Source organism: Acinetobacter sp. NBRC 100985 (assembly GCF_000241225.1).
Classification (GTDB): Bacteria; Pseudomonadota; Gammaproteobacteria; order Pseudomonadales; family Moraxellaceae; genus Acinetobacter; species Acinetobacter venetianus.
In genome coordinates this window covers 1-22,159 of sequence record NZ_BAEB01000014.1, presented here as the reverse complement: position 1 = coordinate 22,159, position 22,159 = coordinate 1, and the positions used below count along the sequence as shown (strand labels likewise).

The following is a 22,159-nucleotide window of genomic DNA, read 5'->3' as shown; positions in this document are numbered from 1 at the left end:
CTTTGTTTTCGGTATTTCGCATGTTGCTATGCTTTATTGCTGAAAAGAGAGTCTCATCTAATTTACTTTAGATGACTTTAGAAGGGGCGCTTGTTCGCTCCTTCTTTGCGTTTAATATTTTTAAAATATTTGGTCTAGTGTGATGGCTTCTAAGCTTTGTCATTTATCTATATTGTTGTAGTCTGAATGCCAAACCTTAGGGGTCTCACTAGAATAACGTTTTAAAAGAAACTAGGAAAATACAATACATGTCAATGTTTAATATCGTTCGTAAAGAATTCCAATTTGGTCAACATCAAGTTGTTTTAGAAACGGGTCGCGTTGCACGTCAAGCAAATACAGTTTTAATCACAATGGGTGGTGTAACTGTTCTTGTTGCTGTTGTTGCACAACCAAAAGCAAAAGCGGGTCAAGATTTCTTCCCATTAACTGTTAACTATCAAGAAAAACAATATGCAGCTGGTCGTATCCCTGGTGGTTATGGCAAGCGTGAAGGTCGTGCATCTGAAGCTGAAACTTTAATTTCACGTTTGATTGACCGTCCAATCCGTCCATTATTCCCAGAAGGTTATTTCAACGAAATCCAAGTAACTGCAACTGTTGTTTCTTCTGACAAAACCATGGATGCTGATATTGCTGCAATGTTAGGTACATCTGCTGCATTGTCTATTGCAGGTACGCCGTTCCGTGGTCCAATTGGTGGCGCACGTGTTGGTTTGATCAATGGTGAATATGTTCTTAACCCAACACTTGAACAACTTGCACAATCTGACCTTGACCTTGTCGTTGCAGGTACAGAATCAGCAGTACTTATGGTTGAATCTGAGGCGAAAGAACTTTCAGAAGACCAAATGTTAGGTGCTGTACTTTTCGGTCATGACGAAATGCAAATTGCTGTACAAGCAATCAAAGAATTTGCTGCAGCTGTTGGTGCGAAAGAATCTGAGTGGGTTGCTCCAACACACAACGAAGAATTACGTGCAAAATTAAAAGAAGCTTTTGAAGCAAAAATTTCTGAAGCGTACACGATCGCAGTAAAACAAGATCGTTATGCAGCTTTAGATGCACTTTATACAGAAGCTAAAACTCAATTCGTTCCTGAAGAAGATGTTGATGGCATCGCAGACGAAGTTGATTTCTTATTCGAAGATCTTAAATACCGTACCGTACGTGACAACATCTTGTCTGGTAAGCCACGTATCGATGGTCGTGATACTAAAACCGTTCGTGGTATTGACGTTCAAGTGGGTGTATTGGGTCGTGCCCATGGTTCAGCATTGTTTACACGTGGCGAAACACAAGCACTTGTAACTGCAACTTTAGGTAACACACGTGATGCCTTGATGGTTGATACCTTAGCTGGTACGAAAACTGATAACTTCATGTTGCATTATAACTTCCCTGCGTACTCAGTAGGTGAAACTGGTCGTGAATCAGGTCCTAAGCGTCGTGAAATCGGTCATGGTCGTTTAGCGCGTCGTGGTGTTCAAGCGGTTCTTCCACCAGTTGATCGTTTCCCTTACGTACTTCGTATTGTATCTGATATTACTGAATCAAATGGTTCATCTTCTATGGCGTCTGTTTGTGGTGCATCTCTTGCGCTTATGGATGCAGGTGTTCCACTTAAAGCACCAGTTGCTGGTATTGCAATGGGTCTAGTAAAAGAAGGCGAACGTTTTGCAGTTCTTTCTGATATCTTAGGTGACGAAGACCATCTTGGTGATATGGACTTTAAAGTAGCAGGTTCTGCAAACGGTATTACTGCACTTCAAATGGATATCAAGATCGAAGGTATTACTGAAGAGATCATGGAAGTTGCATTAAACCAAGCATTTGCTGGTCGTATGCACATCTTAAATGAAATGAACAAAGTCATTTCACGTGCTCGTGCTGAAATCAGTGCTCACGCGCCAACATTCGAAGTAATCAACATCAATCCAGACAAGATTCGCGATGTAATTGGTAAAGGCGGTGCAACAATCCGTCAAATTACAGAAGAGACTAAAGCTGCGATTGACATCGAAGACAACGGTACAGTTCGCGTATTTGGTGAAACTAAAGCAGCGGCTAAAGCTGCAATTGCAAAAATCCAAGCGATTACTGCTGAAGTTGAGCCAGGAACGATTTATGCAGGTAAAGTAATTCGTATCGTCGAGTTCGGTGCATTTGTAAATATCCTACCAGGTACTGATGGCTTACTTCACATTTCGCAAATCTCAAATGAGCGTATTGCCAACGTGACTGACGTATTAAAAGAAGGTCAAGAAGTAAAAGTACAAGTTGCGGATGTCGACAACCGTGGTCGTATCAAGTTAACAATGAAAGATATCGAACAAGCTTAATCGTTCCGATATACAAAAAGCCCGCCTTGCGCATCGCCAAAGCAATTGCTTTGGCTTGCTCAGGGCTTTTTTTATGGCATTATTATTTTAATTAAAATATTGAATATTATCGTTATGCAGCTTTATTATTTTTATCGTCATAACAGTGAAAACACAATTTTTATTAGTGCAGAACAACAAACAGAGCATAGCCTTGAGTTTCTTTGGGTTGATAGTTTAAGGCAAGATCTTGTCAATCATACTGAGACTTGGCAGCAGAATATTTATGAACATACAGGTTTGACGTTAAATGAATTCCATATGCGCGATCTACTCAATATTGAACATCCATGCGCATTTGATACGGTAGAAGAATATGATCTATTGGTTTTTAGGAAACTGATCAGTCCTGATGACCAAATCTATGAAAATGATAATTCAGTAGAGTCGCATGAAAGTGTTTTTGGTTTAGCGACGACACCGATGAGTTTTGTACTCAGCCAAAATATTTTAATTAGTCTCAGGGAACAAGGTAATAAAGCGGTCGAAAATTATATTCAACGAATCCAAACGATTATGGAGCGTCCGACAGCTGAGCAAAACAAACCAAGAAAGTTACCGAATACGCCCGCTGATCTGTGTCTACGTTTATTAAACAGCATGATTGATGGTTATTTGAATTTACGCACACCATTGACGCGTCGTGTCGAGCATTGGCAACAACAATTATTGCAAGGAAATCGTCGTTTTAAACAATGGCATCAATTATTCCATGAGGATATGGCATTCCAACAAATTGAAAATTTATGCGAAGAGCAAATTGAAACCTTACAAGAGTTTCGGGATGAGTTGGTTGATAATTATCATCATGTCGTGGGTGAGCATAAGCATAAATCCCAAGACATTTTATTGGTACGTTTAAATGATTTAATGAGTCATGTGGAGCGTGTGCAAAAACATACTTTACGGCTGAGAAATGCGATCCAGTCTGCTATAGATTTACACTTTTCTGCCATCGCCAATCAAACCAATGAGAATATGCGTATTTTGGCGATTATTACGGCTGTGTTTGCACCACTAACTTTACTCACAGGTATTTATGGAATGAACTTTGAGTTTATTCCCGGATTAAAATCACCTGTTGGGTTCTGGATTATGTTGGCTGTGATGCTTCTGAGTACAGTGTTATTGCTTTACTATTTTTATCAGCAACATCTGGTTGGGCGAGGAGAGCGCAGTGTGATTGATCTGCTAGCGCAACAACATAAGCAGCGTAATTTAAACCTACTTTGGTTTTTAGATTATGAACCGATCAAGCAAACCTTAAAAGAAGTGGAGAAAATGACTAAGTTGAAATAGATATCACTTAGTCATTGATATGAGTTTAATGAAAATGCTTCAGTTGTTTACGGAGCTGCTGTACTTCATCAATTAAATCTAACATCACCGCGACAGCAGATAAACTGGCATCAAAGTCACGTTGTAAACGATAAGCACGTCTGGCACGACTGACATCTTCACCAATGAATTGATAATTTTGTGGATCAACTTTGATCTGCAAAATATCATAATCAATTAACTTCAACACCCAGTCAGTACTTTGACCGCAAGCTTCTGCGAAGTGCTCTAGATCAAGTGCCAATTGTTCATCAATGATTTCAACTTGGCAGTGACCGTCATATTGAATTTCTTTGTATTGAATGGTTGTCATGATCTTACTCCTTATGAGGCACGTGGTCTAAATGAAGCAAAGGCATCGGCAAATTGTTGATAAGCTTGCTGCTCTTGCTCACTGTGCGCTGGCGGTAAAACAATATTAATAATTAGATAGAGATGACCAGCAGTTTTATTCGGAATCCCTTTATCTTTTAAACGTAGTTGTTGCCCATTTTTGGCATTTTTCGGTAAATTCACTTTTAAATGCCCAGCAGGTGTATTTACTTCAATACTTTGTCCTAGTCCTGCTTCCCATGGACTCACATCAATGGTTTGATAAACATCAGCGCCTTCTACACGGATGAGATCGGTATCCTTATATTGGATTTCAATATAGAGATCACCATTTTCGCCGCCGTTGATTCCACTTTGACCTTGTCCATTTAAGCGGACTTGCTGACCTTCTTTCATTCCTTTTGGAATTTTAACTTCTAAAGTTTTACGCTGGACTTCAGGTTCACCATATACATTATAGGTTGGGATTTGTAAGGTGATTTGTTGAGTTGAACCATGATAGGCGATGTCTAAATCAACCTGAATACTGGCATGTTGGTCTTCACCCTTGTAACTACGTTGCTGGCGTTGAGAACGTTGTTGACCGCCACCAAAGCCAGAACCAAAACGGCCAAATAAATCTTCAAATCCACTGAAATCAGCACCATCACCAGAACTTTGGCGATAGAACTGAGAACCATCAAATCCGCCTCCTCCTTGGTTGAATCCTCCTGCGCCTTGTCCAAAGCCACTAAAACCTTGTGGATGATCCAGCATTTGATCATATTCAGCCTTTTTAGTGGCATCGCTTAGCGTGTCATAGGCAACATTAATCGCTTGCATTTTTGCTTCAGCATCGGCTTCTTTACTCACGTCTGGATGATATTTACGGGCCAGTTTCCGATACGATTTTTTAATTTCATCTGCTGAGGCATCTCTGGAAACACCTAGCTCTTCATAATAATTTTTTGCCATGATATTTAATTAAGATAATTATGTGTTTCCTTCATTATGAAACGAATCCGAGCAATTTCAATAGTTACGATTGTATAAGACTTGTTGTTTAGCGATGCTGATTGTTGGCGTATTGGCTAAACCAAATACTCACTAAAACCAGTATGATTCCGATGATCTGTAATGTTGTAAGCGACTGGTCTAAGAACCACCAACCGAGTAAAACTGCTGTGAATGGACTAAGCAGTGAGAGTGAGGAAATCACATTAGCATTTAAAAATTGAAGACCTCTAAACCATAGACTATAACTAAATGCAGCTCCCATGAGACTAAGCCATGTTAATCCTAGGAGATTAAGGGAAGAAGGCATATGAATGGGCTGATCAAACAACCAAATCAGTGGTAATAGCAGTAAACCACCTGCGGTAAGCTGCCATGCACTGAGGGTTAAGGCTGAAATGGGTGCTTGCCATTTCTGAGTTAAAATCATACCGAGTGCCATAGAGGTCGCCCCCGCAAGACCTGCAACAATACCGATTGGGTCAAGTGTGGTGTCTGCTGTAAGAACGAGCAGTGAAACACCACCCATTCCGATTAGTGCAGCAAAAATAGCCAAAGGTCGAATTTTACTTGAGAGCAAAACAGCCGAGAGCATAATAATGATCAAAGGTTGTGATGACAGCACAGTACCTGCGACACCACCAGGCAAACGATAGGTAGCAACAAATAACAAGCTAAGAAAAAGTGTGATATTTAAAGCACCGAGAATAAATGTATGTAACCACCAACGACCTGTTGGAAGCTGTCGAGTTAGTAACAAGAGCAACAATCCAGCAGGCAATGCGCGCAACATGGCAACGACCATCGGGGAGAAGTTTGCTAAAGTCGTTGTCGTGACAATATAGGTACTGCCCCATGCCAATGGGGCAATTGCTGTGATTAAAAGATTGGCATGATGCGTTTTCATAGGATATCTAACACCTCACTGAGTGGGCGGCGTGGTTTTTGCGGCCAATTACCCTCTGCTGAGCGCCCGACTGGGAGCATCAGTACAGGAATTTCATCTGCTCCAAGTGAAAATAGGTTGCTGACTGCTTGGTGATCAAATCCAATCATAGGGCCTGAACTCCAGCCCATCGCTTCTGCTGCATACATCAGCGTTGCTGTTCCTAAAGTTGCTGAACGTATTGCTTCATCTCTTGCAGTTTCAGGATGACTGTAAAGTGCTTGGGCATTCTCTTGCCAATCATTTGCCATGGTTTTAGGCATGAGGCCCGTTTCTAGAAATGGCTCTAGGCGTTGAGATAGATGCTCCGCATTCGGAAGCTGACCACAAATGATAAAGGTTACAGCTGCATCCATGACTTTTCTTTGCCCATAACTCAAGGTAAATAGTTGTTGTTTGAGCGTTGTACTTTGAACTGCGATGAAACGCCAATTTTGTAGGTTAAATGCGGTCGGTGCTCGAGTCGCCAATCGAACAAGTTGTTCAATTTCTTGCTGCGATAAGGTGTGGTCTGGGTCAAAACGGTTCACAGAAACACGCTGTTCAATGAGTCGGAGAGCTTGTTGCATAGTGATTTACTCAATTCAAAAGAATAAAAAAAGTATAGGTACTTGCTCATTAGTGAACAATTGGGTAGTTTTAAAATTCACTATTTACTCATTGGAAATAATAGGGTGGATCGATATACATTATTTCAAGTGTTTCGGCAGGTTGCAGAACAGGGGAGTTTTGCAGCAGCAGGACGTCAGTTAGGCCTATCCGCTCCAACAATTAGTAAAAGCGTGGCCGAGTTAGAAGCGCATTTAGGTGTTCGTTTAATTCATCGAACGACGCGTCGCATGTCTTTAACGGAGGAAGGTAAAATCTATCTAGAACACTTAGTTCGTGGGCTTGATGCTTTGATTGAAGCTGAAGAGATGATTTTTAATGCCAAAGCATCACCGCATGGCGTGCTTAAAGTCAGCGCTCCCATGACTACAACCTTAATTTATCTTTCTGAAGCCATTCCTGATTTTTTATCTGCTTATCCTGACTTAAAGCTTGAGATGCATTTGGATGATCGGCGAGTTGATCTCGTACAGGAGGGTTTTGATCTTGCAATTCGAGGTTATGGTCAGTTGGATGACTCTCGTTTGGTTGCAAGAAAGCTGACGGTTATGCCATTGGTGTTATGTGCGACACCCAATTTTTTTGAAATACACGGTACACCGCAAACGCCTATGGAGTTACGGGATTTGGAACACATCCGTTTTCCCTATGGACATCAAGCTGATGTATGGACATTTCGTAAAAATGAGCAAGTTGAGGAGGTTGCAGTGAAGGCGCGTTATTCTGTGACATCAAGTTTAGCGGTTCGAGATGCGTTAAGGGCGGGGTTTGGGGTCAGTTTAATTCCACGGCCGTATGTACAACAGGATTTACAGACTGGTGTTTTGCAGGAGGTATTACAGGACTGGTCAACAACGGAGGTTACACAATATGCAATTTATCCATCAAGACAACACTTAGCACCCAAGATCCGTGTTTTTATAGATTTTTTAGTTGAACAATTTAAAAAGATGGATAATTGATAATGCCATTGTGCACATTATTTTTAATATTGATAAAGGATTGAAGCGATGGAGAAAGCACAATGTACTTTCTCCACCAAAATTGATTAACTCAAATGTTCACCAAATAAACCCAATGCTTCTTCAGCAGTGAATTCATAACGGGTATTACAGAACTGACAGTCCATTTGAATTGGATTCTGTGCTTCTAAAGTTTCATGTACGGCATCGACACCAATTTGGATCAAGGCATTGGCACAACGCTCTTTAGAACAAGTACAGCCAAACTTTAATTGTTCAATCTCTGGGAGACGAACTTCTTCTTCATTGTAGAGACGGTACAAGATTTCATTCGCCGAAAGATCAGTTAGTTCTTCTGGTTTTAGCGTTTCAGTCAGCATGGTCAAACGCGGCCATAGATCTTCATCAACAAGTTTTTGCTCTTCTTCATCATTACGAGGCAATAGCTGAATCAGTAAACCACCTGAACGTTGAGCATTAGTTGCCAATACAATCCGAGTCGGGATTTGTGCAGACAAATCATAATATTGCATCAAACAACCCGCCAATGTGGGTTGGTCAAGCGGTACGATCCCTTGATAGCGTTCGCCGTGTTCAGGTTCAATATTGATGAACAGCACAGGATTTGAAAGTGCAGTAAGTACAGTTCTGCTATCGCTACCCTCTAAAAACCGTGGATCTTCTTCATAATCAGCAAGTGCACGAACTTCACCGAGATGATTACACTCAGCCATTGCCCACTTGAATGTGCCATTTGCCTGAATTTGTAAGCTAATTCGGCCACGAATTTTAAGCGTACTTGCGAGTAATGCGGTTGCACTGAGCATTTCACCTAACAGGCTTTGTACCGCAGGCATATAGTCTCGTTGTGCAAGAATAGTTTGTAGTGTTTCTTCTAAATGAACCACTTCACCGCGAACAGGGCAGTCTTCGATATAAAAGCGTTGGCGTAAATCAGACATATTTTTCTCCAATACCCCGTATAGGGAAAACAAAGCAACGCTTTGCTTTGAAAAGCTCTTTCAGCTTTATAAGAAGGTGAATGGTTATGCAGTCAATAATGGTGTCTGTTTAGCAAAACTCAAGTTGTTTCATTGGATGAATTTGCATCACTTTGTTCGTTTTGGTTACTGTTCAAACGATCTAGAGGCAAAGTTTTTGTATTTTCAAACAAATACTCAAGTTCAGCGATTGCATTCGGATAAGCCTCAACGGAATCGTCATCTGGATGTGATCCATGTTGCTGCTCCAGTAACCTTTGATCTTCTACGCGGAAACATTCGATTTGCGTATGTGCATCAGTTGCAGATAAGCCTGTTTCAATTAAAGCTTGTGCTGCCATTTCAAGTGATGATGCATAAGTTTCACGCCATACGTGTTGAATACCTAAGCTATCTAATAGATGAGCATGATGGCGATCACGTGCTCGTACAAAAAGATTCAGATCAGGGTAGTTAAGACGTAAATGTCTTGCCAGATTCATGCAATCTTCGACATCGTCGATTGCTAAAATCAGAAGCTTACAATATTCAATTCCAGCTGCGCGTAAGTTCTCAACTTGAGTGACATCAGCATCTAAAAAATAATGCCCATATTGCTCAATAAATTCGGCATCAGGTTGGTTACTGTCAATGACGCTAAATTTTAGACCTTGAGCATGCAGCGTCCGCCCAATCACTTGCCCAAATCGACCAAAGCCAACAATGACTATAGGATGCTGAGGAACTTCTGCTGCTGTGATAGGTGCTTTTTTCTGAATGGTGGGTAATATTTTGCTATGCATGAGCCAGTAAAGGAGTGGCGTTAGCAACATAGAACCTACCACGATTAAGAACATAGGTTGTAGCAGATCTTTGGAGAGAAGCTGCTCATCTTCTGCAAGTTTGAACAAAATGAGTGAAAGTTCACCACACTGTGCCAAAGCGACGGCAACAAGCAGACTGTTCTCCATTCGGCGATGTTGGAAATAATAAATCGTCCCAATCACGAGTGCTTTGACCAAAACCAGCACAAGGATTGCAACGAAGATAAAAATAGGCGATTGATACAATGGAACTAATGAAATACTTAAACCAATCGCAAGAAAAAATAAGCCAATTGCAATGTCTTTAAAGGGTTCAATAACCCTTGCAACTTCGGCTTTAAACTCAGTTTCAGCCAAAAGTAATCCCGCAAGAAATGCACCAATCAACACATGGATATTTAAAACCTCCATGAGCAGAATCACCGACAAAACCACAAATAAGCCGAGTGCAGGAATTAATTCAATGCTTTTACGACGAACTAAATAACGAAATGCAGGACGAACAATGTAGCGACTGGCGAGAAATAAGCCTGAAATCGTGGCAATAATTGCTGCAAAATACGCGATTCCATGACGTGTCGAGGCTGTGTCTTCAAGCAGAGGAAACAGAGCAATCAAAATCACGGTCACAAATATTTGAAATTGTAGCGAAGCTAAAGATGCCTGCCCAAAGGATGTATTGAGTTGTTGTTTGTGCTGTAATAATTGTTGGACGATATTGGTGGAGGCAAATGCCAACATACATCCAATCAGAATACTGCTGAATAAATCATGGATGAGCGCAAAACTTAAACTACTGAATAGGAGGGATAAAACAGCAAGTGCTAAACCGCTATTTTTAATGATACTACGACGCTCTATCCATAGTTTTTGTGGACGAAAAGCAAAGCCAGCAAAAAACATCAGCATGATCATTCCAAGATGCATGATTGGCTGAATAAGCTGTTGGTCGTCTATGAACCCTAATCCTTGAGAACCAAGCAACAGCCCTGCGATTAGATAACCTAAAACTGTAGTTGAGCTATAGCGTTTTGCGAGCGGAACAAGAATTAAAGTCGCAATCAGTAAAAAAATGATTTGTAGCAGTAAAGACATTTATTGCCTCAAATTTTTATGTTTTTAAATAGAGAATTTAACTAAACTCTTGTGGATCAATGTCAATCGATAGCCTGAGCTGATGCTGACGAGGTAAATGTACCACTTGTTGCCACCATTGACGCAAATAAAAATGCAGTTTTGCTCGATCGGCAGATAAAATCACCATATGCGCACGATAACGTCCTGCTTTACGCTCCATTGGTGCAGGGATAGGGCCCCAAATATCGACAATTTCAGCGGCCATTGTTCTCAGCTGTTGTGCTGCTTCACTCAAGAATTGTTGGCTATATTCTCGATTTTTTGATTCGACTCGCACCAATGCTGCATATCGATAAGGCGGCAGCATGGCAATTTTACGTTCAGCCAGCATTTGCTTTGCCACAGTTCGATAATCATGCTCAATCAATGTAGTCAGCATCGGGTGATCTGGACGTAAGCTTTGTAGATAAACATTACCTTTATGTTCTCCACGACCTGCACGCCCCGCGACCTGGACAATTAACTGTGCTGTACGTTCAGGTGCGCGAGGGTCAACACTCAGTAAACCTGCATCAATATCTAAAATCGCAACTAAAGTGACATGTGGAAAATGATGCCCTTTCGCTAGCATTTGTGTGCCTAGTAAAATGCTCGGCTTATTTTGTTGGATACGATCATAAATCTTCTGCCAACTGCCGACCCGACTGGTACTGTCTCGATCTACCCGAATCACATCATGATGCGGAAACAGTTCCTGTAAATGTTCTTCCAGTTTTGCTGTGCCTGCACCGATACTTTTTAAGGTTTGTTTTTGGCATTCAGGGCAATGATCAGGTAGGCGATGAATCGTACCGCAATGATGGCAATGCAAATAATGATAAGGCTGAGAATGCAATGTAAAATGTGCATCACAATGTGGACAGTTTGCTTGCCAACCACAACTTTCACACATCAAGATCGGCGCATAGCCACGTCGATTTAAAAAAATCAGCACTTGTTCTTTTTTTTCTAACGTCAGTTTGATTTGATCAATCAAGTTTTGGCTGATGCCATGCTGCTTCTTTGCGATTTTTAAATCAATCACATGCATTTTGGGTAATACCGCAATACCTGCACGCTGATTCAGCTCAAGCAAATGTAATTTGCCTGATTCTACGAGATGGTAGCTATCTAAGCTTGGGGTTGCTGAACCTAAAATCACAGGGCAACCTTGTAAATGTCCTCGATATAATGCGACATCTCGCGTGTGATAGCGGAAGCCCTCTTGCTGTTTAAAGGAGAGGTCATGTTCCTCATCCAAAATAATCAAGCCAAGATTTGGCATCGGTGTATAAATTGCGGAACGTGTACCGATCACAATCGATGCTTTGCCGGTCTGTGCATGTTGCCATGCTTGTAATCGTTTCGAGTCATTTAACCCTGAATGGAGTAAGGCCACATCACAATGAAATCGTGATTTAAATCGAGCAACAGTTTGTGGCGTCAAGCCGATTTCAGGAACGAGTACGAGAACTTGCTTGCCTTGTTTTAGTACCTCATGCATAACTTGTAAGTAGACTTCAGTTTTACCACTTCCCGTCAAACCATCGAGTAAAAAGGCTTGGTAATGATGCTGTGCTTTCACGATCTGTTGGATCGCTTTTTTCTGATCTTCATTTGGTGTCAACGGCATTTGCGCCAGTTGCACAGGCATCGGCGTAAAATCATGTGGTTCTAAACGACATTCAATCAGTTGCTTCTTTTCTAATGCTTTGAGTGTGGCAGTTTCGACACCACTCAGGTTGAGTACATTTTCGGTTGTACCATGTGGGTGTAATTTTAAGACTTGATAAGCATCATATTGTTTCTGAGAGCGTTTCAATAAAGCATTCGGGTCGTCGTGGGGCAGGATTTGCCATTGGTGAAATAAAATATCCAGTGCGCGACCTTGCCTCAGTAAACTGGGTAAGGCACTTTGCATGACTTCGCCAATTGGAAATTGATAATACTGTGCAGACCATGTCAATAAAGTTAAAACTTGTTGGTCTAAGATGGCTTCCTTATCGAGTAATTCAGTGATGGCTTTTAACTTGAACTGTCCTGTAAAAGCTTCGTTAGGATCGACCTTTTCGGTAATGATGCCAACTAGATTTTGTCTTCCGAAAGAGATTGCTACACGAGCGCCGATTTGCGCTTGGGCATATTGCTCCGCGTTGACTGTATAGTCAAAGGTGTCATAGACATATACGGGTATTGCAACTCGAATACGGTAGAGCGTCGCGTTAGAATTTTCGGTAGGCATATAGGCTTCATTCATGTTTAAAATCGCATGACTTCATGTCATAGAATTATGCTAAAGTGCTGCTGGTTATGTCGATGAATTTCTTGTGGAACTCTCGTTCCTCATCCGCAATACGGATACAACGGTAACAACAACTATTTTGGGACAATTAGAACAGAACCATGCCTGCTTATCAATTTACTGCATTAGATGCTTCTGGAAAGCAACATAAAGGCGTACTCGAAGGGGATTCTGCACGCCAGATTCGCCAACAATTGCGTGACAAAGAATGGACACCCATTTCAGTTGACGCCGTTGAGCAAAAAGATAAGCAACAACAACGTGCTTGGTTTAGAAAGAGTTTTAGTGCCTATGATCTTGCTTTGATGACTCGTCAGCTTTCAGTGCTTGTCGCAGCAGGTATTCCACTGGAAGAAGCACTCAGAGCAGTGAGCAAGCAAAGTGAAAAATCCCATGTTCAAAATCTTCTCATTGCTGTGCGTTCGAAGGTACTGGAAGGTCATTCACTGGCACAAAGTATGCAACAGTCAGGTCGCTTCCCTGAGCTGTATATTGCAACGGTGGCAGCAGGCGAACGTTCGGGGCATTTGGATCTAATTCTAGACCAACTTTCTGACTATACTGAAAACCGTTTTGCCATGCAGAAGAAGATCCAAGGTGCAATGATCTATCCGATTATCTTAATGCTCATGTCATTTGGAATTGTGATGGGATTGATGACTTATGTTGTCCCTGAGATCGTCAAAACTTTTGAGCAAAGCAAGGAAGCATTGCCGTGGATCACTGTGGTTTTAATGAAAGCAAGTGCATTTATCCGACAGACATGGATTGCGATGCTGATTCTTGCTGTGATTGCGATGATTGTATTTACGCGATTTTTGAGAACAACAGCAGGACATTACGCATTTGACCGATTAACACTCAAATTGCCACTATTTGGTAAACTTTCGCGTGGTATAAACGCTGCACGTTTTGCTAGTACGCTCTCTATTTTGACGCGTTCAGGTGTTCCTTTAGTTGAAGCATTACGAATCGGTGCAGAGGTAAGTAATAACTGGGTAATTCGGGATTCCATCGAAGTTGCCATGGAGCGTGTAACAGAAGGTGGTAATTTGGCAACACAGTTAGAACGTTGCGGTTATTTCCCCCCAATGATGGTACAAATGATTCGAAGCGGTGAGGCATCGGGTGAGCTAGATCGGATGCTAGACCGAGCATCGACGATGCAAGATCGCGAAGTCACAGCTTTTATTTCGACATTGTTGGCGTTGCTAGAACCTTTGATGCTGATTTTTATGGCTGCGATTGTGTTGGTGATTGTGATTGCGGTAATGTTACCAATTATTAATATGAACAATATGATCTAGGAAATTTGATGTTTGAGATGAAAATGAAGAATTCAATCCATGAACAGCATGCTGAGAATAATCTTAATCCTGCCACTCGAAGCATAGCTTCTCGCCTTGCGGTATCTTGCCACTCGAAGCATAGCTTCTCATCTTGCGCTGATGATCCTCGCACTCACAACACAGTTGCTCGTCTTGCGACCCGACCGAGCAATACTCGGTTTTCTCGGGTCTCTGGATTCACCCTAATCGAGGTGATGGTGGTGATTGTTATTTTAGGCGTTTTAGCTGCACTGATCGTCCCGAATGTAATGGGTCGCGGTGAAAAAGCAAAAGTAGATACCACAAGCATTACCTTAAAAGGTGTTGCTGGCGCATTAGATCAATATAAATTAGATAATGGACGTTACCCATCGATGCAAGATGGCGGTTTGGATGCATTAGTCAATCAACCTGCTTCTGCAAAGAATTGGTTACCGGGTGGTTATGTCAAAGGTGGTTATCCTAAAGATAGTTGGGAAAATGATTTACAGTATGTTATCCCAGGTCGAGATGGGCGCTCATTTGATTTATATTCTTTTGGCGCTGATGGTAAAGAAGGTGGTGAAGGGAATGACGCTGATATTTATTATCAACCCTAATGTTTGATTAAAATAATCACTTCATTTTTAATTAAATAAATTGAGAGTGAAGTGATAATGTTTCTTGATTCGATAAATGTAGTTAAGACCTTAAAAAATATATATTTATTATAATAGTTGATATGTGAGATTTATAATAAGAATTATTCCCATATTTAATAGTTACAAGAAACAGGAAATAAGAAGAAAAATAGACTTTTCCTTTATATCAAAGCTTTGCATAATAAATTCAGATCATTTAAATCAGGTATGGGGGAGTCGGATGAAAGCATTTTTTGTGTTGAATGAACTGAATCAGTTTCATTGGGCAATGCTCAAATCTGTCGCCTTTATTCTCAGTTTATTACCAATGAGTCAAGCTGCATTAAGTTTATGGCAAGCGGCTGAAGGCAGTAGTCAGATTATGATAGGGTTCTTCGCGTTGACGATGTTAAGTGCATGGTTTGTGCTTTGTTTCTTGAGTGCTTTAAAAACAAGTGTTTGGCATAACGATGAAATCATTTCAAAATATGAGCAAATATTATTTAAAGCCTATGGTTATGTGCCAATGCTGTTTTTATCGAGTTTAGTGGCTTATTTATCAGTTCAATTATCACTTGCTTTATAGTCTAAACAACAAAAAATTTTCATTCATCAAAAAAGAGCGTTTTATTTAAAAACGCTCTTTTTAGTTTATCGACGAGATTTGAAAGAAATATCTACTTTCTTCGGGCGATAAATCCAACCCATCATCAGTAATAACAGTGAGAAGATTAAAATCGGATAATCACTGAGTCGGTTGTAAAGTGTTTGCCCTTGCATTGCAGGTAAATCACCACGTAATACAAACTCTTCATCCATCGGTGCTTGTTTGACGATATGACCATTCTGATCAATAAACGCAGTCACACCTGTATTGGTAGCACGAATAAACCAGCGACCATTTTCTTTGGCACGCATTTGTACCATCTGTAGATGCTGCCAAGGTCCAGCAGTTCCTGTAAACCAAGCATCATTGGATACGGTAATCAAGAAATCACTGTCTGATGCATTACGACGAGTTAGATTAGGATAAGCAACTTCATAGCAAATCGCGGCTGCCAAGGCGTGTCCTTTAACCATTAACGGTTTTTGATTGGCTTCACCGCGTGAAAAACCACTCATACTCACGTCATTTTGCATTGCTGGAAGCACCCATTTCAGTAAACCTGACAATGGAATGTACTCACCAAATGGAACTAAGCGTTGCTTTTTATATAAACCATAGGAATCACTGCCTGATGCCATGATACTGTTGTAATACAGTGGTTCGCCAACTTGTTGCGATTTTGCCATATCCCAATAGGGAATACCTGTCACCCAAGCCGTATCTGATTTTTTCGCTTGAACATCCATTGCTTTTAAAAACTCTGGAATATCAGTTTGGAAGAGTGGAATAGACGATTCTGGCCATACAATCAGATCACGTCCCCATTCAGCTCGACTCAATCCGGCATAAATCTCTAAAGTCTTAACTTGATATTCCGTTAACCATTTAAGGTCTTGAGGAATATTGCCTTGAATTAACGAAACGCTGAGTGGTTTTGCTGCTTTGGGTTGCACGAATTGAATAAATCCAGCTCCCCAAGCACCTAGAACCAGCAGAGCAGAGGGAATAACCCAAAAGAAACGTTTATTTAGGATTTCAACTAAAGCACATGCAAGTACGATCACAACGAAGGAAACCGCATACACCCCAAATAAAGGCGCATAGCCGTCAAGTAATCGCTCAGTAAATGCATAACCTGCAAACAGCCAAGGGAAACCAGTAAATACCCATGTTTTCGCCCATTCAAAAAGTACCCAAAGTGGCGCAAAGGTCAAAGGTGTTTCTGGAAAGAACCGACGATAGAGCCATGTTTGAAATGCTGTAAATAAGCCCATTGCTGTTGCCATAAAGACAATCATCAAAATGCTTAAGAACGCATTGGTATCGCCGTAGGTATGAATGGAGGTATAGAGCCAAAATGCGCCGACAAACCATAAACCAAAGCCATAAGCCCAACCTAAAACAAAGGCTTGTCTAGGTCCTCGCTGGCGTAAAACCGCATACAATAATGCTGGTGATAAAATCGCAAGCCACCAAAAATAATAAGGTGCGAGTGCCAAGCTAAAGATTGCACCCGAAATGAGTGCAATCAAAAGTGGAAAAATAAAAGGGAGCTGTTTTTGTGATTGGGATGGATTTAACAGCTTTTCAAAATAGCTTCTCATTGACGTACAGCTCGAATCAGATGAATAGTGCGTGCATCTGCTTCGATAATGGTGAATTGCCAATCGCCAAGTTCAATCGTTTGTCCTTGTAGATCGCTGACGAGACCAATTTCTTGTAGAAGCAGACCGCCCATAGTTTCAACTTCATCGTCAGAAAAATCTGCATCTAAAATAGTGTTGAAATGTTCGATTGGTGTAAGTGCTTGAACAATCCACGTATTTGCAGTCGTTGGGTCATTGTCTGGAACAATATAGAGCGCTTCTTCATCTGCAATATCATGTTCATCCTCGATTTCACCGACGATTTCTTCAAGAATATCTTCGAGTGTGACTAAACCAGAGGTTGACCCATATTCATCAATGACGATTGCGATATGTGTTTGCGTATTTTTAAGCATACGCAACACTTGATCCGAACGCGCACTCTCGGGTACGAAAACAGGTTGGCGCATCAATGCACGAATATCAACATTGACATTACGTTCAGTGAGAAATGGTAAAAGGTCTTTTGCTAGTAGAATACCAACCACGTTGTCACTTTGATCAGCCGAAAACACAGGGAAGCGTGAATGTGCTGATTCAATTAAGACATCTAAAATATCAAAGAGTTGATCATCCTCTTGTAAGCTAATAATTGCTGTACGCGGGGTCATCACTTCTCGAATTTTTGTTGCTGGTAGATCTAGAACACCCTCAAGCATAGCAACAGTATCTGGCTCTAAAAAGCGACGCGAATTTTGAACTAACTTGAGTAATTCATCGCGGGTTTCAGGTGCGGTACCTAACCATTTTCTTAAGCCACGCATACCCCACGACGGACTGGATTCCTCGACCATGATCTTTCCTAAAGACTCTCTATATCAATTAGATGATTTTCATCATACCGAAGATAAAGCGGATATGCATCAATAAAACGATGCAAAAAACGTACAGTTTTTCAAAATATTGTTGGTGATTTTTATATAGTCACTTTATGTTAAAATATGAAAATTAGAATATTTGAGTTTAATGATGTCTGAAGCAGCAAAAGTTCCTAGTGTTCAGCTAAATACCAGAGGTTTACGTTGTCCTGAGCCTGTTATGATGTTGCATCAAGCAATCCGAAAAGCCAAAGCGGGTGACATTGTGGAAGTATTGGCAACTGACCCTTCTACATCTTGGGATATTCCAAAATTTTGTATGCATTTAGGGCATGAGCTTTTGCTCAAAGAAGAGAGCCTTGATGAAAATAGCAATACTGAATATCGTTATTTGGTGCAAAAAGGCTAATTCTCTTTTTTAATATTACTTACCTCCCGTATTGGGAGGTATATGCAAAATCATATTACAAACAGTAGTTATTTTTTACCATGAAACTTTTCAATCCAGTGATTTAACCAATAATCCACACTCACATAACGACCACCACCTAACATAATTAACGCAAGTAACATCACAAAATAGGTTGCTGCAAACTCAATTCCATTATTTAAAATAACAAATGAGCCATTCGATGTGAGCCAGTCATAATTGCCATAAGTCATTAAAATTTCTCTTGCTTTCTCTAATTTTTCAGCGGACGCCATCACTTGCACATTCGCAAAAGGTGCTTGTGGGTCGGCAATCGCTTGCCAACCATTGGGTAGATGCACAGTAAATATCGCGACGAGCATTGTGATCATCAGGGGAATACTGATCCACCGAGTTGCCAAACCCAGTGCGAGTAAAATGGCACCACCCAGCTCAGCAGAAGTTGCTAGTGTTGCCATCAGTGTTGGAAAGGGTAAGCCTAAGCCCCAATCGGGGTTACCAAACCATTCAACGGTATCTGCAAAATGAGCAAGCTTATTCGAACCTGCCATCCAAAACACTGGGACAAGAAATAACCTTAACGAAAGTGCTGCAATTCCGTCGAAATGTTTTAAATGCGAACAAAAATTCTGATAGCGTAACAATAAAGGATAAATAAATTTATTCATGAGGATTTCACACCGACTCGTATTGAATAGTTATTAGTCGGTTGAGGATTTAGTTTCTTACAAGAAAAAAATTATTTTTTAACTGTAATAAATTGAGTGGTCGCTCGTCTAATAACATGTACCTAAGTACAAAACCCCAAATTGATTTAAAAGGAACTTCAAAATGAATAAGTTAAATTCGATGACTTCAGTCGCTGCTTTAGTTGCATTATCTATGGTTGGTGCAACAACACATGTCTCTGCGGCTTCAACGACAACTGAAACCCATGTGACCAAAGCTGCTGATGGTAAATGTGGTGAAGCAAAATGTGGTGCAAATAAAGCCAAACAACAGCACAAAACAACTGAAGCAAAATGTGGCGCTGACAAAAAAGCAGCTGATGCGAAATGTGGTGCTGACAAAAAAATGGCTGATGCGAAGTGTGGCGCAGATAAAAAAATGGCTGATGCAAAATGCGGTGCACACTAATCAATTAAATGATCGGTGATGACAACAACGTTATAAAGTTGTTGTCATCATTGAAAAGGAATGCAAATGGTTGCTTTCACTGGTGCTGGACTGGGTTTAAGACGTGATTTTATTGATACGTTTTTACAAGCAGACCAACATCCTGATTTTATCGAAGTTGCACCTGAGAACTGGATGGGTTTTGGTGGGCGACATGCAAAGTTATTGGCTCAATGTTTGGAAAAGTCGCGATTAGTTTGTCATGGGCTTTCCTTATCTATCGGCGGGCCGCATCCACTTAATCTTGAGTTTGTGCATCAAGTAAGAGATTTTTTAAAACAACATCAGGTACTGACTTATTCCGAGCATTTGAGTTATACCAATGATGGTGGTTATTTATATGATCTGTTGCCGATTCCGATGACAGAAGAAGCAGTGGACTATGTGGTTGAACGGGTCTTGCGTGTACAAGATATTTTAGGACAACGTTTAGTTCTGGAGAATGTTTCAACGTATCTCATGCCGAATGCAGAAATGAGCGAAAGTGATTTTGTTCATGAAGTGATTACACGCGCAGACTGTGAATTATTGCTTGATGTAAATAATGTCTATGTGAATAGTAAGAACCATCAAACAGATGCATATGCTTTTATTGATGCGATGCCGAAAGATCGGATTCGATATCTACATATTGCTGGTCATGAACAAGTGAGCGATGATTTGTTGATTGATACGCATGGGGAAAATGTCTGTGATCCTGTGTGGGAATTGTTGGCATATACCTACCAAACTGGTGGTGTAAAGCCGACCTTGTTAGAACGTGATTTTAATATTCCGACGTGGCAGCAACTTCAGCATGAGCTAGATATAATCAAGGACTTACAACATCAATTTAGCTATCCACAATCACTTCATACCAATACCTTAAATACCTCAAGTGAGGTAAAAGCATGAAGATGAATAAAAGTCCTCTGCAGCAAACTCAGCAGGCATTTTGTGCATGGGTTCGTGACCCTCGATCAGATCTTCCAGCAGAATTTGCAACAGAGCGAATGCAGGTTTATCGAACCTTATTGTTCAATAATGTCAGTTCATTTATTAACTTGGTGTATCCGATTGCCCGAACGCTATTATCTGAGACGAAATGGCAGGCTTTGCTGCAAGATTTCTTTCAAAATGCTCAAAATCAATCACCATTTTATAATGATATTTCACTGCAATTCAGAGAATATCTTGATGAGCAACAACATCCAATCTTACAAGAATATCCGTGGTTAGCGGAGTTATTACAATTTGAATGGCTGGAACTCTATTTAGATACGGTTGAAATCGAAGAGAAAACTTTCTCATCAGCGTCAGCTTGGCAATTGAACACACACATTTGGATTTTGGTTTATCAATATCCAGTTTATCTTTGGACAATTGAACACCAAGACTTTGAGTATTCACCGAGCGCAGTGATGGTTTGGCGAAATCATCATCGGGTTTGTGTTGAACCATTATCTCCATTATTCGCTTATTTGATTGAACAACTCAATCAGAGAGCCTTGACTAAACCAGAGCTTAAGCAGTTGATAGACACGACGTTGCCAGACTTATCTGCACCAGAAGTAGAGCAACAACTGAAGCTATTATCTGAACGATTAACTGAGTTAGATTTATTGTATATCCCAGAACAATAGGATGAGGTCAGGAGATGGCTCAGGCTGCTACCAACAATGACGAGTTCATTCAACAACTACAAAATCCTGTTTTTTTGCATGATTTAAGGCAGCAAATGATGAAGTTTGCAGTATTGCAACTCTCCTCATTTCATCAAGCCGAAGATGTGGTGCAAGAGGCTTTAGTGAGTGCTTTGCAGCATGTCGAATCATTTTCAGGGCGTGCAGCATTTAAAACGTGGGTGTTTGCGATTCTGAAAAATAAGATCGTTGATTCGATTCGACAAAAAACACGTCTGGTTAGCATGAGTGAGCTATTTCATGATGATGACAGCGAGTTAAGCGTGGATGCGCTGTTTGATGCTGCTGGACATTGGCAAAAATCAGAGATGCCAAAAGCATGGCAAAATCCTGAAGAAATGATGGAGCAACAAGATTTTTGGATGATTTTCGATGCATGTTTGAATCATTTACCTGCAAAGTACGCACAAGTTTTTATGTTGCGGGAAATGATAGAACTCAGCTCTGATGAAATATGTGAAAAGCTGGAACTTACGGTTTCGAATCTCAATGTTTTAATGTATCGCAGCCGAGCACGATTACGTGAGTGTTTGGAAAATAAATGGTTACTTCAGGAGGATTGCTCATGTTGACCTGTCGACAAGCAACGCAGTTACTTTCTGAACAACAAGATCGACAACTGTTGTTGAAAGAACAGAGTGGTTTACAATTTCATTTGATGATATGTCGTTCATGTCGACGTTTTGGTAAGCAAATGAAAACGCTGAGTGTATTGTCTAAAGCATATAAGCGATTTGATGAAGAGCAGAAAGATTAAAATAAAAAGCCTCAATGAATTGAGGCTTTTTATTTAATTATATGGCAGGCATTAGGCGTGACCACATTATCTAAAATTACATGTTAGGGTATGAGAAGCGGCTAAAGCTCCGCCAGACTATCCGAAGTTACATATTTGGATAGTTAGGACCACCACCGCCTTCAGGCGTTACCCAAGTGATATTTTGTGACGGATCTTTAATGTCACATGTCTTACAGTGGACACAGTTTGCAGCATTGATTTGGAAACGCTTAGAACCATCATCATTTTCCATGATTTCATAAACACCAGCAGGGCAGTAGCGTTGAGCA

At 40.7% G+C, this 22,159-nt stretch carries 23 protein-coding genes; 12 read left to right on the top strand and 11 right to left on the bottom strand.

Annotated elements, in window-relative coordinates; translation table 11 throughout:
* Positions 1-254 precede the first annotated feature (254 nt).
* Entirely contained in the window at positions 255-2,342 is a 2,088-nt protein-coding gene (pnp, locus tag ACT4_RS04170; protein ID WP_171054773.1) for a polyribonucleotide nucleotidyltransferase, read from the top strand.
* Between the two features lie 114 nt (positions 2,343-2,456).
* Positions 2,457-3,680: a magnesium transporter CorA family protein gene (locus ACT4_RS04165; protein ID WP_007480085.1), complete on the top strand. Its 1,224-nt coding sequence runs from the start codon at positions 2,457-2,459 to the stop codon at positions 3,678-3,680.
* 25 nt (positions 3,681-3,705) lie between these two features.
* Here the strand turns inward: ACT4_RS04165 and ACT4_RS04160 are convergent, their stop codons facing one another.
* From ACT4_RS04160 to ACT4_RS04145, 4 genes are all read right to left on the bottom strand, one after another.
* A complete protein-coding gene (locus tag ACT4_RS04160; protein WP_004876542.1) occupies positions 3,706-4,032 on the bottom strand; it encodes a chaperone modulator CbpM in 327 nt (108 codons plus the stop codon).
* A gap of 11 nt (positions 4,033-4,043) precedes the next feature.
* The gene (locus ACT4_RS04155) at positions 4,044-5,006 is read right to left on the bottom strand and encodes a DnaJ C-terminal domain-containing protein (protein WP_007480083.1); all 963 of its coding nucleotides are present in this window, start codon (positions 5,004-5,006) and stop codon (positions 4,044-4,046) included.
* An 88-nt stretch (positions 5,007-5,094) separates the two neighbouring features.
* Complete coding sequence (locus ACT4_RS04150; protein WP_007480082.1) at positions 5,095-5,952, bottom strand: DMT family transporter; 858 nt, start codon at positions 5,950-5,952, stop codon at positions 5,095-5,097.
* Positions 5,949-6,560 carry a nitroreductase family protein gene (locus ACT4_RS04145; RefSeq protein ID WP_007480081.1) on the bottom strand — a complete coding sequence of 204 codons (612 nt, stop codon included), beginning with the start codon at positions 6,558-6,560 and terminating at the stop codon, positions 5,949-5,951. Before ACT4_RS04145 ends, ACT4_RS04150 begins: the two co-directional genes overlap by 4 nt.
* 105 nt (positions 6,561-6,665) lie before the next feature.
* Between ACT4_RS04145 and ACT4_RS04140 the strand changes: the two genes are divergently transcribed.
* Complete coding sequence (locus ACT4_RS04140) at positions 6,666-7,562, top strand: LysR family transcriptional regulator (protein ID WP_034604593.1); 897 nt, start codon at positions 6,666-6,668, stop codon at positions 7,560-7,562.
* Positions 7,563-7,648: 86 nt separating this feature from the next.
* Here the strand turns inward: ACT4_RS04140 and hslO are convergent, their stop codons facing one another.
* The 3 genes from hslO to ACT4_RS04125 all read right to left on the bottom strand — a co-directional run bounded on the left by hslO (position 7,649) and on the right by ACT4_RS04125 (position 12,724).
* Positions 7,649-8,524, bottom strand: coding sequence for an Hsp33 family molecular chaperone HslO (hslO, locus tag ACT4_RS04135; RefSeq protein ID WP_007480079.1), 876 nt, complete (start codon positions 8,522-8,524; stop codon positions 7,649-7,651).
* 119 nt (positions 8,525-8,643) lie between these two features.
* Positions 8,644-10,461 carry a cation:proton antiporter gene (locus ACT4_RS04130; protein WP_007480078.1) on the bottom strand — a complete coding sequence of 606 codons (1,818 nt, stop codon included), beginning with the start codon at positions 10,459-10,461 and terminating at the stop codon, positions 8,644-8,646.
* A gap of 37 nt (positions 10,462-10,498) precedes the next feature.
* Positions 10,499-12,724 carry a primosomal protein N' gene (locus ACT4_RS04125; RefSeq protein ID WP_374750064.1) on the bottom strand — a complete coding sequence of 742 codons (2,226 nt, stop codon included), beginning with the start codon at positions 12,722-12,724 and terminating at the stop codon, positions 10,499-10,501.
* A gap of 161 nt (positions 12,725-12,885) precedes the next feature.
* On the opposite strand from ACT4_RS04125, the gene gspF reads away from it, so the two are divergent.
* From gspF to ACT4_RS04110, 3 genes are all read left to right on the top strand, one after another.
* Positions 12,886-14,091 (top strand): type II secretion system inner membrane protein GspF, encoded by a 1,206-nt coding sequence (gspF, locus tag ACT4_RS04120; RefSeq protein WP_004876557.1) that lies wholly within the window; start codon positions 12,886-12,888, stop codon positions 14,089-14,091.
* A gap of 8 nt (positions 14,092-14,099) precedes the next feature.
* Positions 14,100-14,711, top strand: coding sequence for a type II secretion system major pseudopilin GspG (gene gspG / locus ACT4_RS17620; RefSeq protein WP_007480075.1), 612 nt, complete (start codon positions 14,100-14,102; stop codon positions 14,709-14,711).
* A 262-nt stretch (positions 14,712-14,973) separates the two neighbouring features.
* Positions 14,974-15,318: a hypothetical protein gene (locus tag ACT4_RS04110; protein ID WP_007480074.1), complete on the top strand. Its 345-nt coding sequence runs from the start codon at positions 14,974-14,976 to the stop codon at positions 15,316-15,318.
* 65 nt (positions 15,319-15,383) lie between these two features.
* Here ACT4_RS04110 and lnt read toward each other — a convergent pair whose 3' ends face one another.
* Both lnt and ACT4_RS04100 read right to left on the bottom strand, forming a co-directional pair.
* Positions 15,384-16,943, bottom strand: a complete 1,560-nt coding sequence (gene lnt / locus ACT4_RS04105) for an apolipoprotein N-acyltransferase (RefSeq protein ID WP_007480072.1) — start codon at positions 16,941-16,943, stop codon at positions 15,384-15,386.
* Positions 16,940-17,779 carry an HlyC/CorC family transporter gene (locus ACT4_RS04100; RefSeq protein ID WP_007480070.1) on the bottom strand — a complete coding sequence of 280 codons (840 nt, stop codon included), beginning with the start codon at positions 17,777-17,779 and terminating at the stop codon, positions 16,940-16,942. Before ACT4_RS04100 ends, lnt begins: the two co-directional genes overlap by 4 nt.
* A gap of 175 nt (positions 17,780-17,954) precedes the next feature.
* Here ACT4_RS04100 and tusA point away from each other — a divergent pair, with 175 nt between their 5' ends.
* Positions 17,955-18,212 carry a sulfurtransferase TusA gene (tusA, locus tag ACT4_RS04095; RefSeq protein WP_004876567.1) on the top strand — a complete coding sequence of 86 codons (258 nt, stop codon included), beginning with the start codon at positions 17,955-17,957 and terminating at the stop codon, positions 18,210-18,212.
* 68 nt (positions 18,213-18,280) lie between these two features.
* Here the strand turns inward: tusA and ACT4_RS04090 are convergent, their stop codons facing one another.
* Complete coding sequence (locus tag ACT4_RS04090; RefSeq protein WP_007480068.1) at positions 18,281-18,901, bottom strand: DoxX family protein; 621 nt, start codon at positions 18,899-18,901, stop codon at positions 18,281-18,283.
* 163 nt (positions 18,902-19,064) lie between these two features.
* Here ACT4_RS04090 and ACT4_RS04085 point away from each other — a divergent pair, with 163 nt between their 5' ends.
* The 5 genes from ACT4_RS04085 to ACT4_RS04065 all read left to right on the top strand — a co-directional run bounded on the left by ACT4_RS04085 (position 19,065) and on the right by ACT4_RS04065 (position 21,848).
* The gene (locus ACT4_RS04085) at positions 19,065-19,370 is read left to right on the top strand and encodes a hypothetical protein (protein ID WP_004876572.1); all 306 of its coding nucleotides are present in this window, start codon (positions 19,065-19,067) and stop codon (positions 19,368-19,370) included.
* Between the two features lie 66 nt (positions 19,371-19,436).
* On the top strand, positions 19,437-20,303 hold the full coding sequence (locus ACT4_RS04080; protein ID WP_007480067.1) for a DUF692 domain-containing protein: 867 nt from the start codon (positions 19,437-19,439) through the stop codon (positions 20,301-20,303).
* Positions 20,300-21,031 carry a DUF2063 domain-containing protein gene (locus tag ACT4_RS04075; RefSeq protein WP_007480065.1) on the top strand — a complete coding sequence of 244 codons (732 nt, stop codon included), beginning with the start codon at positions 20,300-20,302 and terminating at the stop codon, positions 21,029-21,031. The genes ACT4_RS04080 and ACT4_RS04075 overlap by 4 nt, the downstream gene beginning before the upstream one ends.
* 14 nt (positions 21,032-21,045) lie before the next feature.
* A complete protein-coding gene (locus ACT4_RS04070) occupies positions 21,046-21,663 on the top strand; it encodes an RNA polymerase factor sigma-70 (protein WP_007480063.1) in 618 nt (205 codons plus the stop codon).
* Positions 21,657-21,848 carry a zf-HC2 domain-containing protein gene (locus ACT4_RS04065; protein WP_007480061.1) on the top strand — a complete coding sequence of 64 codons (192 nt, stop codon included), beginning with the start codon at positions 21,657-21,659 and terminating at the stop codon, positions 21,846-21,848. Before ACT4_RS04070 ends, ACT4_RS04065 begins: the two co-directional genes overlap by 7 nt.
* Positions 21,849-21,975: 127 nt before the next feature.
* On the opposite strand, the gene ACT4_RS04060 is transcribed toward ACT4_RS04065, so the two are convergent.
* Positions 21,976-22,159: 4Fe-4S dicluster domain-containing protein (locus ACT4_RS04060; RefSeq protein ID WP_007480059.1), on the bottom strand; the 184-nt coding region annotated here is incomplete at its 5' end.

Coding starts and splice junctions, on each gene's coding strand:
- pnp (WP_171054773.1), top strand. CDS start 255: ATGTTTAATATCGTTCGTAAAGAATTCCAATTTGGTCAACATCAAGTT.
- ACT4_RS04155 (WP_007480083.1), bottom strand. CDS start 5,006: ATGGCAAAAAATTATTATGAAGAGCTAGGTGTTTCCAGAGATGCCTCA.
- ACT4_RS04070 (WP_007480063.1), top strand. CDS start 21,046: ATGGCTCAGGCTGCTACCAACAATGACGAGTTCATTCAACAACTACAA.
- lnt (WP_007480072.1), bottom strand. CDS start 16,943: ATGAGAAGCTATTTTGAAAAGCTGTTAAATCCATCCCAATCACAAAAA.
- gspG (WP_007480075.1), top strand. CDS start 14,100: ATGTTTGAGATGAAAATGAAGAATTCAATCCATGAACAGCATGCTGAG.
- ACT4_RS04080 (WP_007480067.1), top strand. CDS start 19,437: ATGGTTGCTTTCACTGGTGCTGGACTGGGTTTAAGACGTGATTTTATT.
- ACT4_RS04165 (WP_007480085.1), top strand. CDS start 2,457: ATGCAGCTTTATTATTTTTATCGTCATAACAGTGAAAACACAATTTTT.
- ACT4_RS04085 (WP_004876572.1), top strand. CDS start 19,065: ATGAATAAGTTAAATTCGATGACTTCAGTCGCTGCTTTAGTTGCATTA.
- ACT4_RS04130 (WP_007480078.1), bottom strand. CDS start 10,461: ATGTCTTTACTGCTACAAATCATTTTTTTACTGATTGCGACTTTAATT.
- hslO (WP_007480079.1), bottom strand. CDS start 8,524: ATGTCTGATTTACGCCAACGCTTTTATATCGAAGACTGCCCTGTTCGC.
- gspF (WP_004876557.1), top strand. CDS start 12,886: ATGCCTGCTTATCAATTTACTGCATTAGATGCTTCTGGAAAGCAACAT.
- ACT4_RS04150 (WP_007480082.1), bottom strand. CDS start 5,952: ATGAAAACGCATCATGCCAATCTTTTAATCACAGCAATTGCCCCATTG.
- tusA (WP_004876567.1), top strand. CDS start 17,955: ATGTCTGAAGCAGCAAAAGTTCCTAGTGTTCAGCTAAATACCAGAGGT.
- ACT4_RS04075 (WP_007480065.1), top strand. CDS start 20,300: ATGAAGATGAATAAAAGTCCTCTGCAGCAAACTCAGCAGGCATTTTGT.
- ACT4_RS04125 (WP_374750064.1), bottom strand. CDS start 12,724: ATGCCTACCGAAAATTCTAACGCGACGCTCTACCGTATTCGAGTTGCA.
- ACT4_RS04065 (WP_007480061.1), top strand. CDS start 21,657: ATGTTGACCTGTCGACAAGCAACGCAGTTACTTTCTGAACAACAAGAT.
- ACT4_RS04145 (WP_007480081.1), bottom strand. CDS start 6,560: ATGCAACAAGCTCTCCGACTCATTGAACAGCGTGTTTCTGTGAACCGT.
- ACT4_RS04090 (WP_007480068.1), bottom strand. CDS start 18,901: ATGAATAAATTTATTTATCCTTTATTGTTACGCTATCAGAATTTTTGT.
- ACT4_RS04100 (WP_007480070.1), bottom strand. CDS start 17,779: ATGGTCGAGGAATCCAGTCCGTCGTGGGGTATGCGTGGCTTAAGAAAA.
- ACT4_RS04110 (WP_007480074.1), top strand. CDS start 14,974: ATGAAAGCATTTTTTGTGTTGAATGAACTGAATCAGTTTCATTGGGCA.
- ACT4_RS04160 (WP_004876542.1), bottom strand. CDS start 4,032: ATGACAACCATTCAATACAAAGAAATTCAATATGACGGTCACTGCCAA.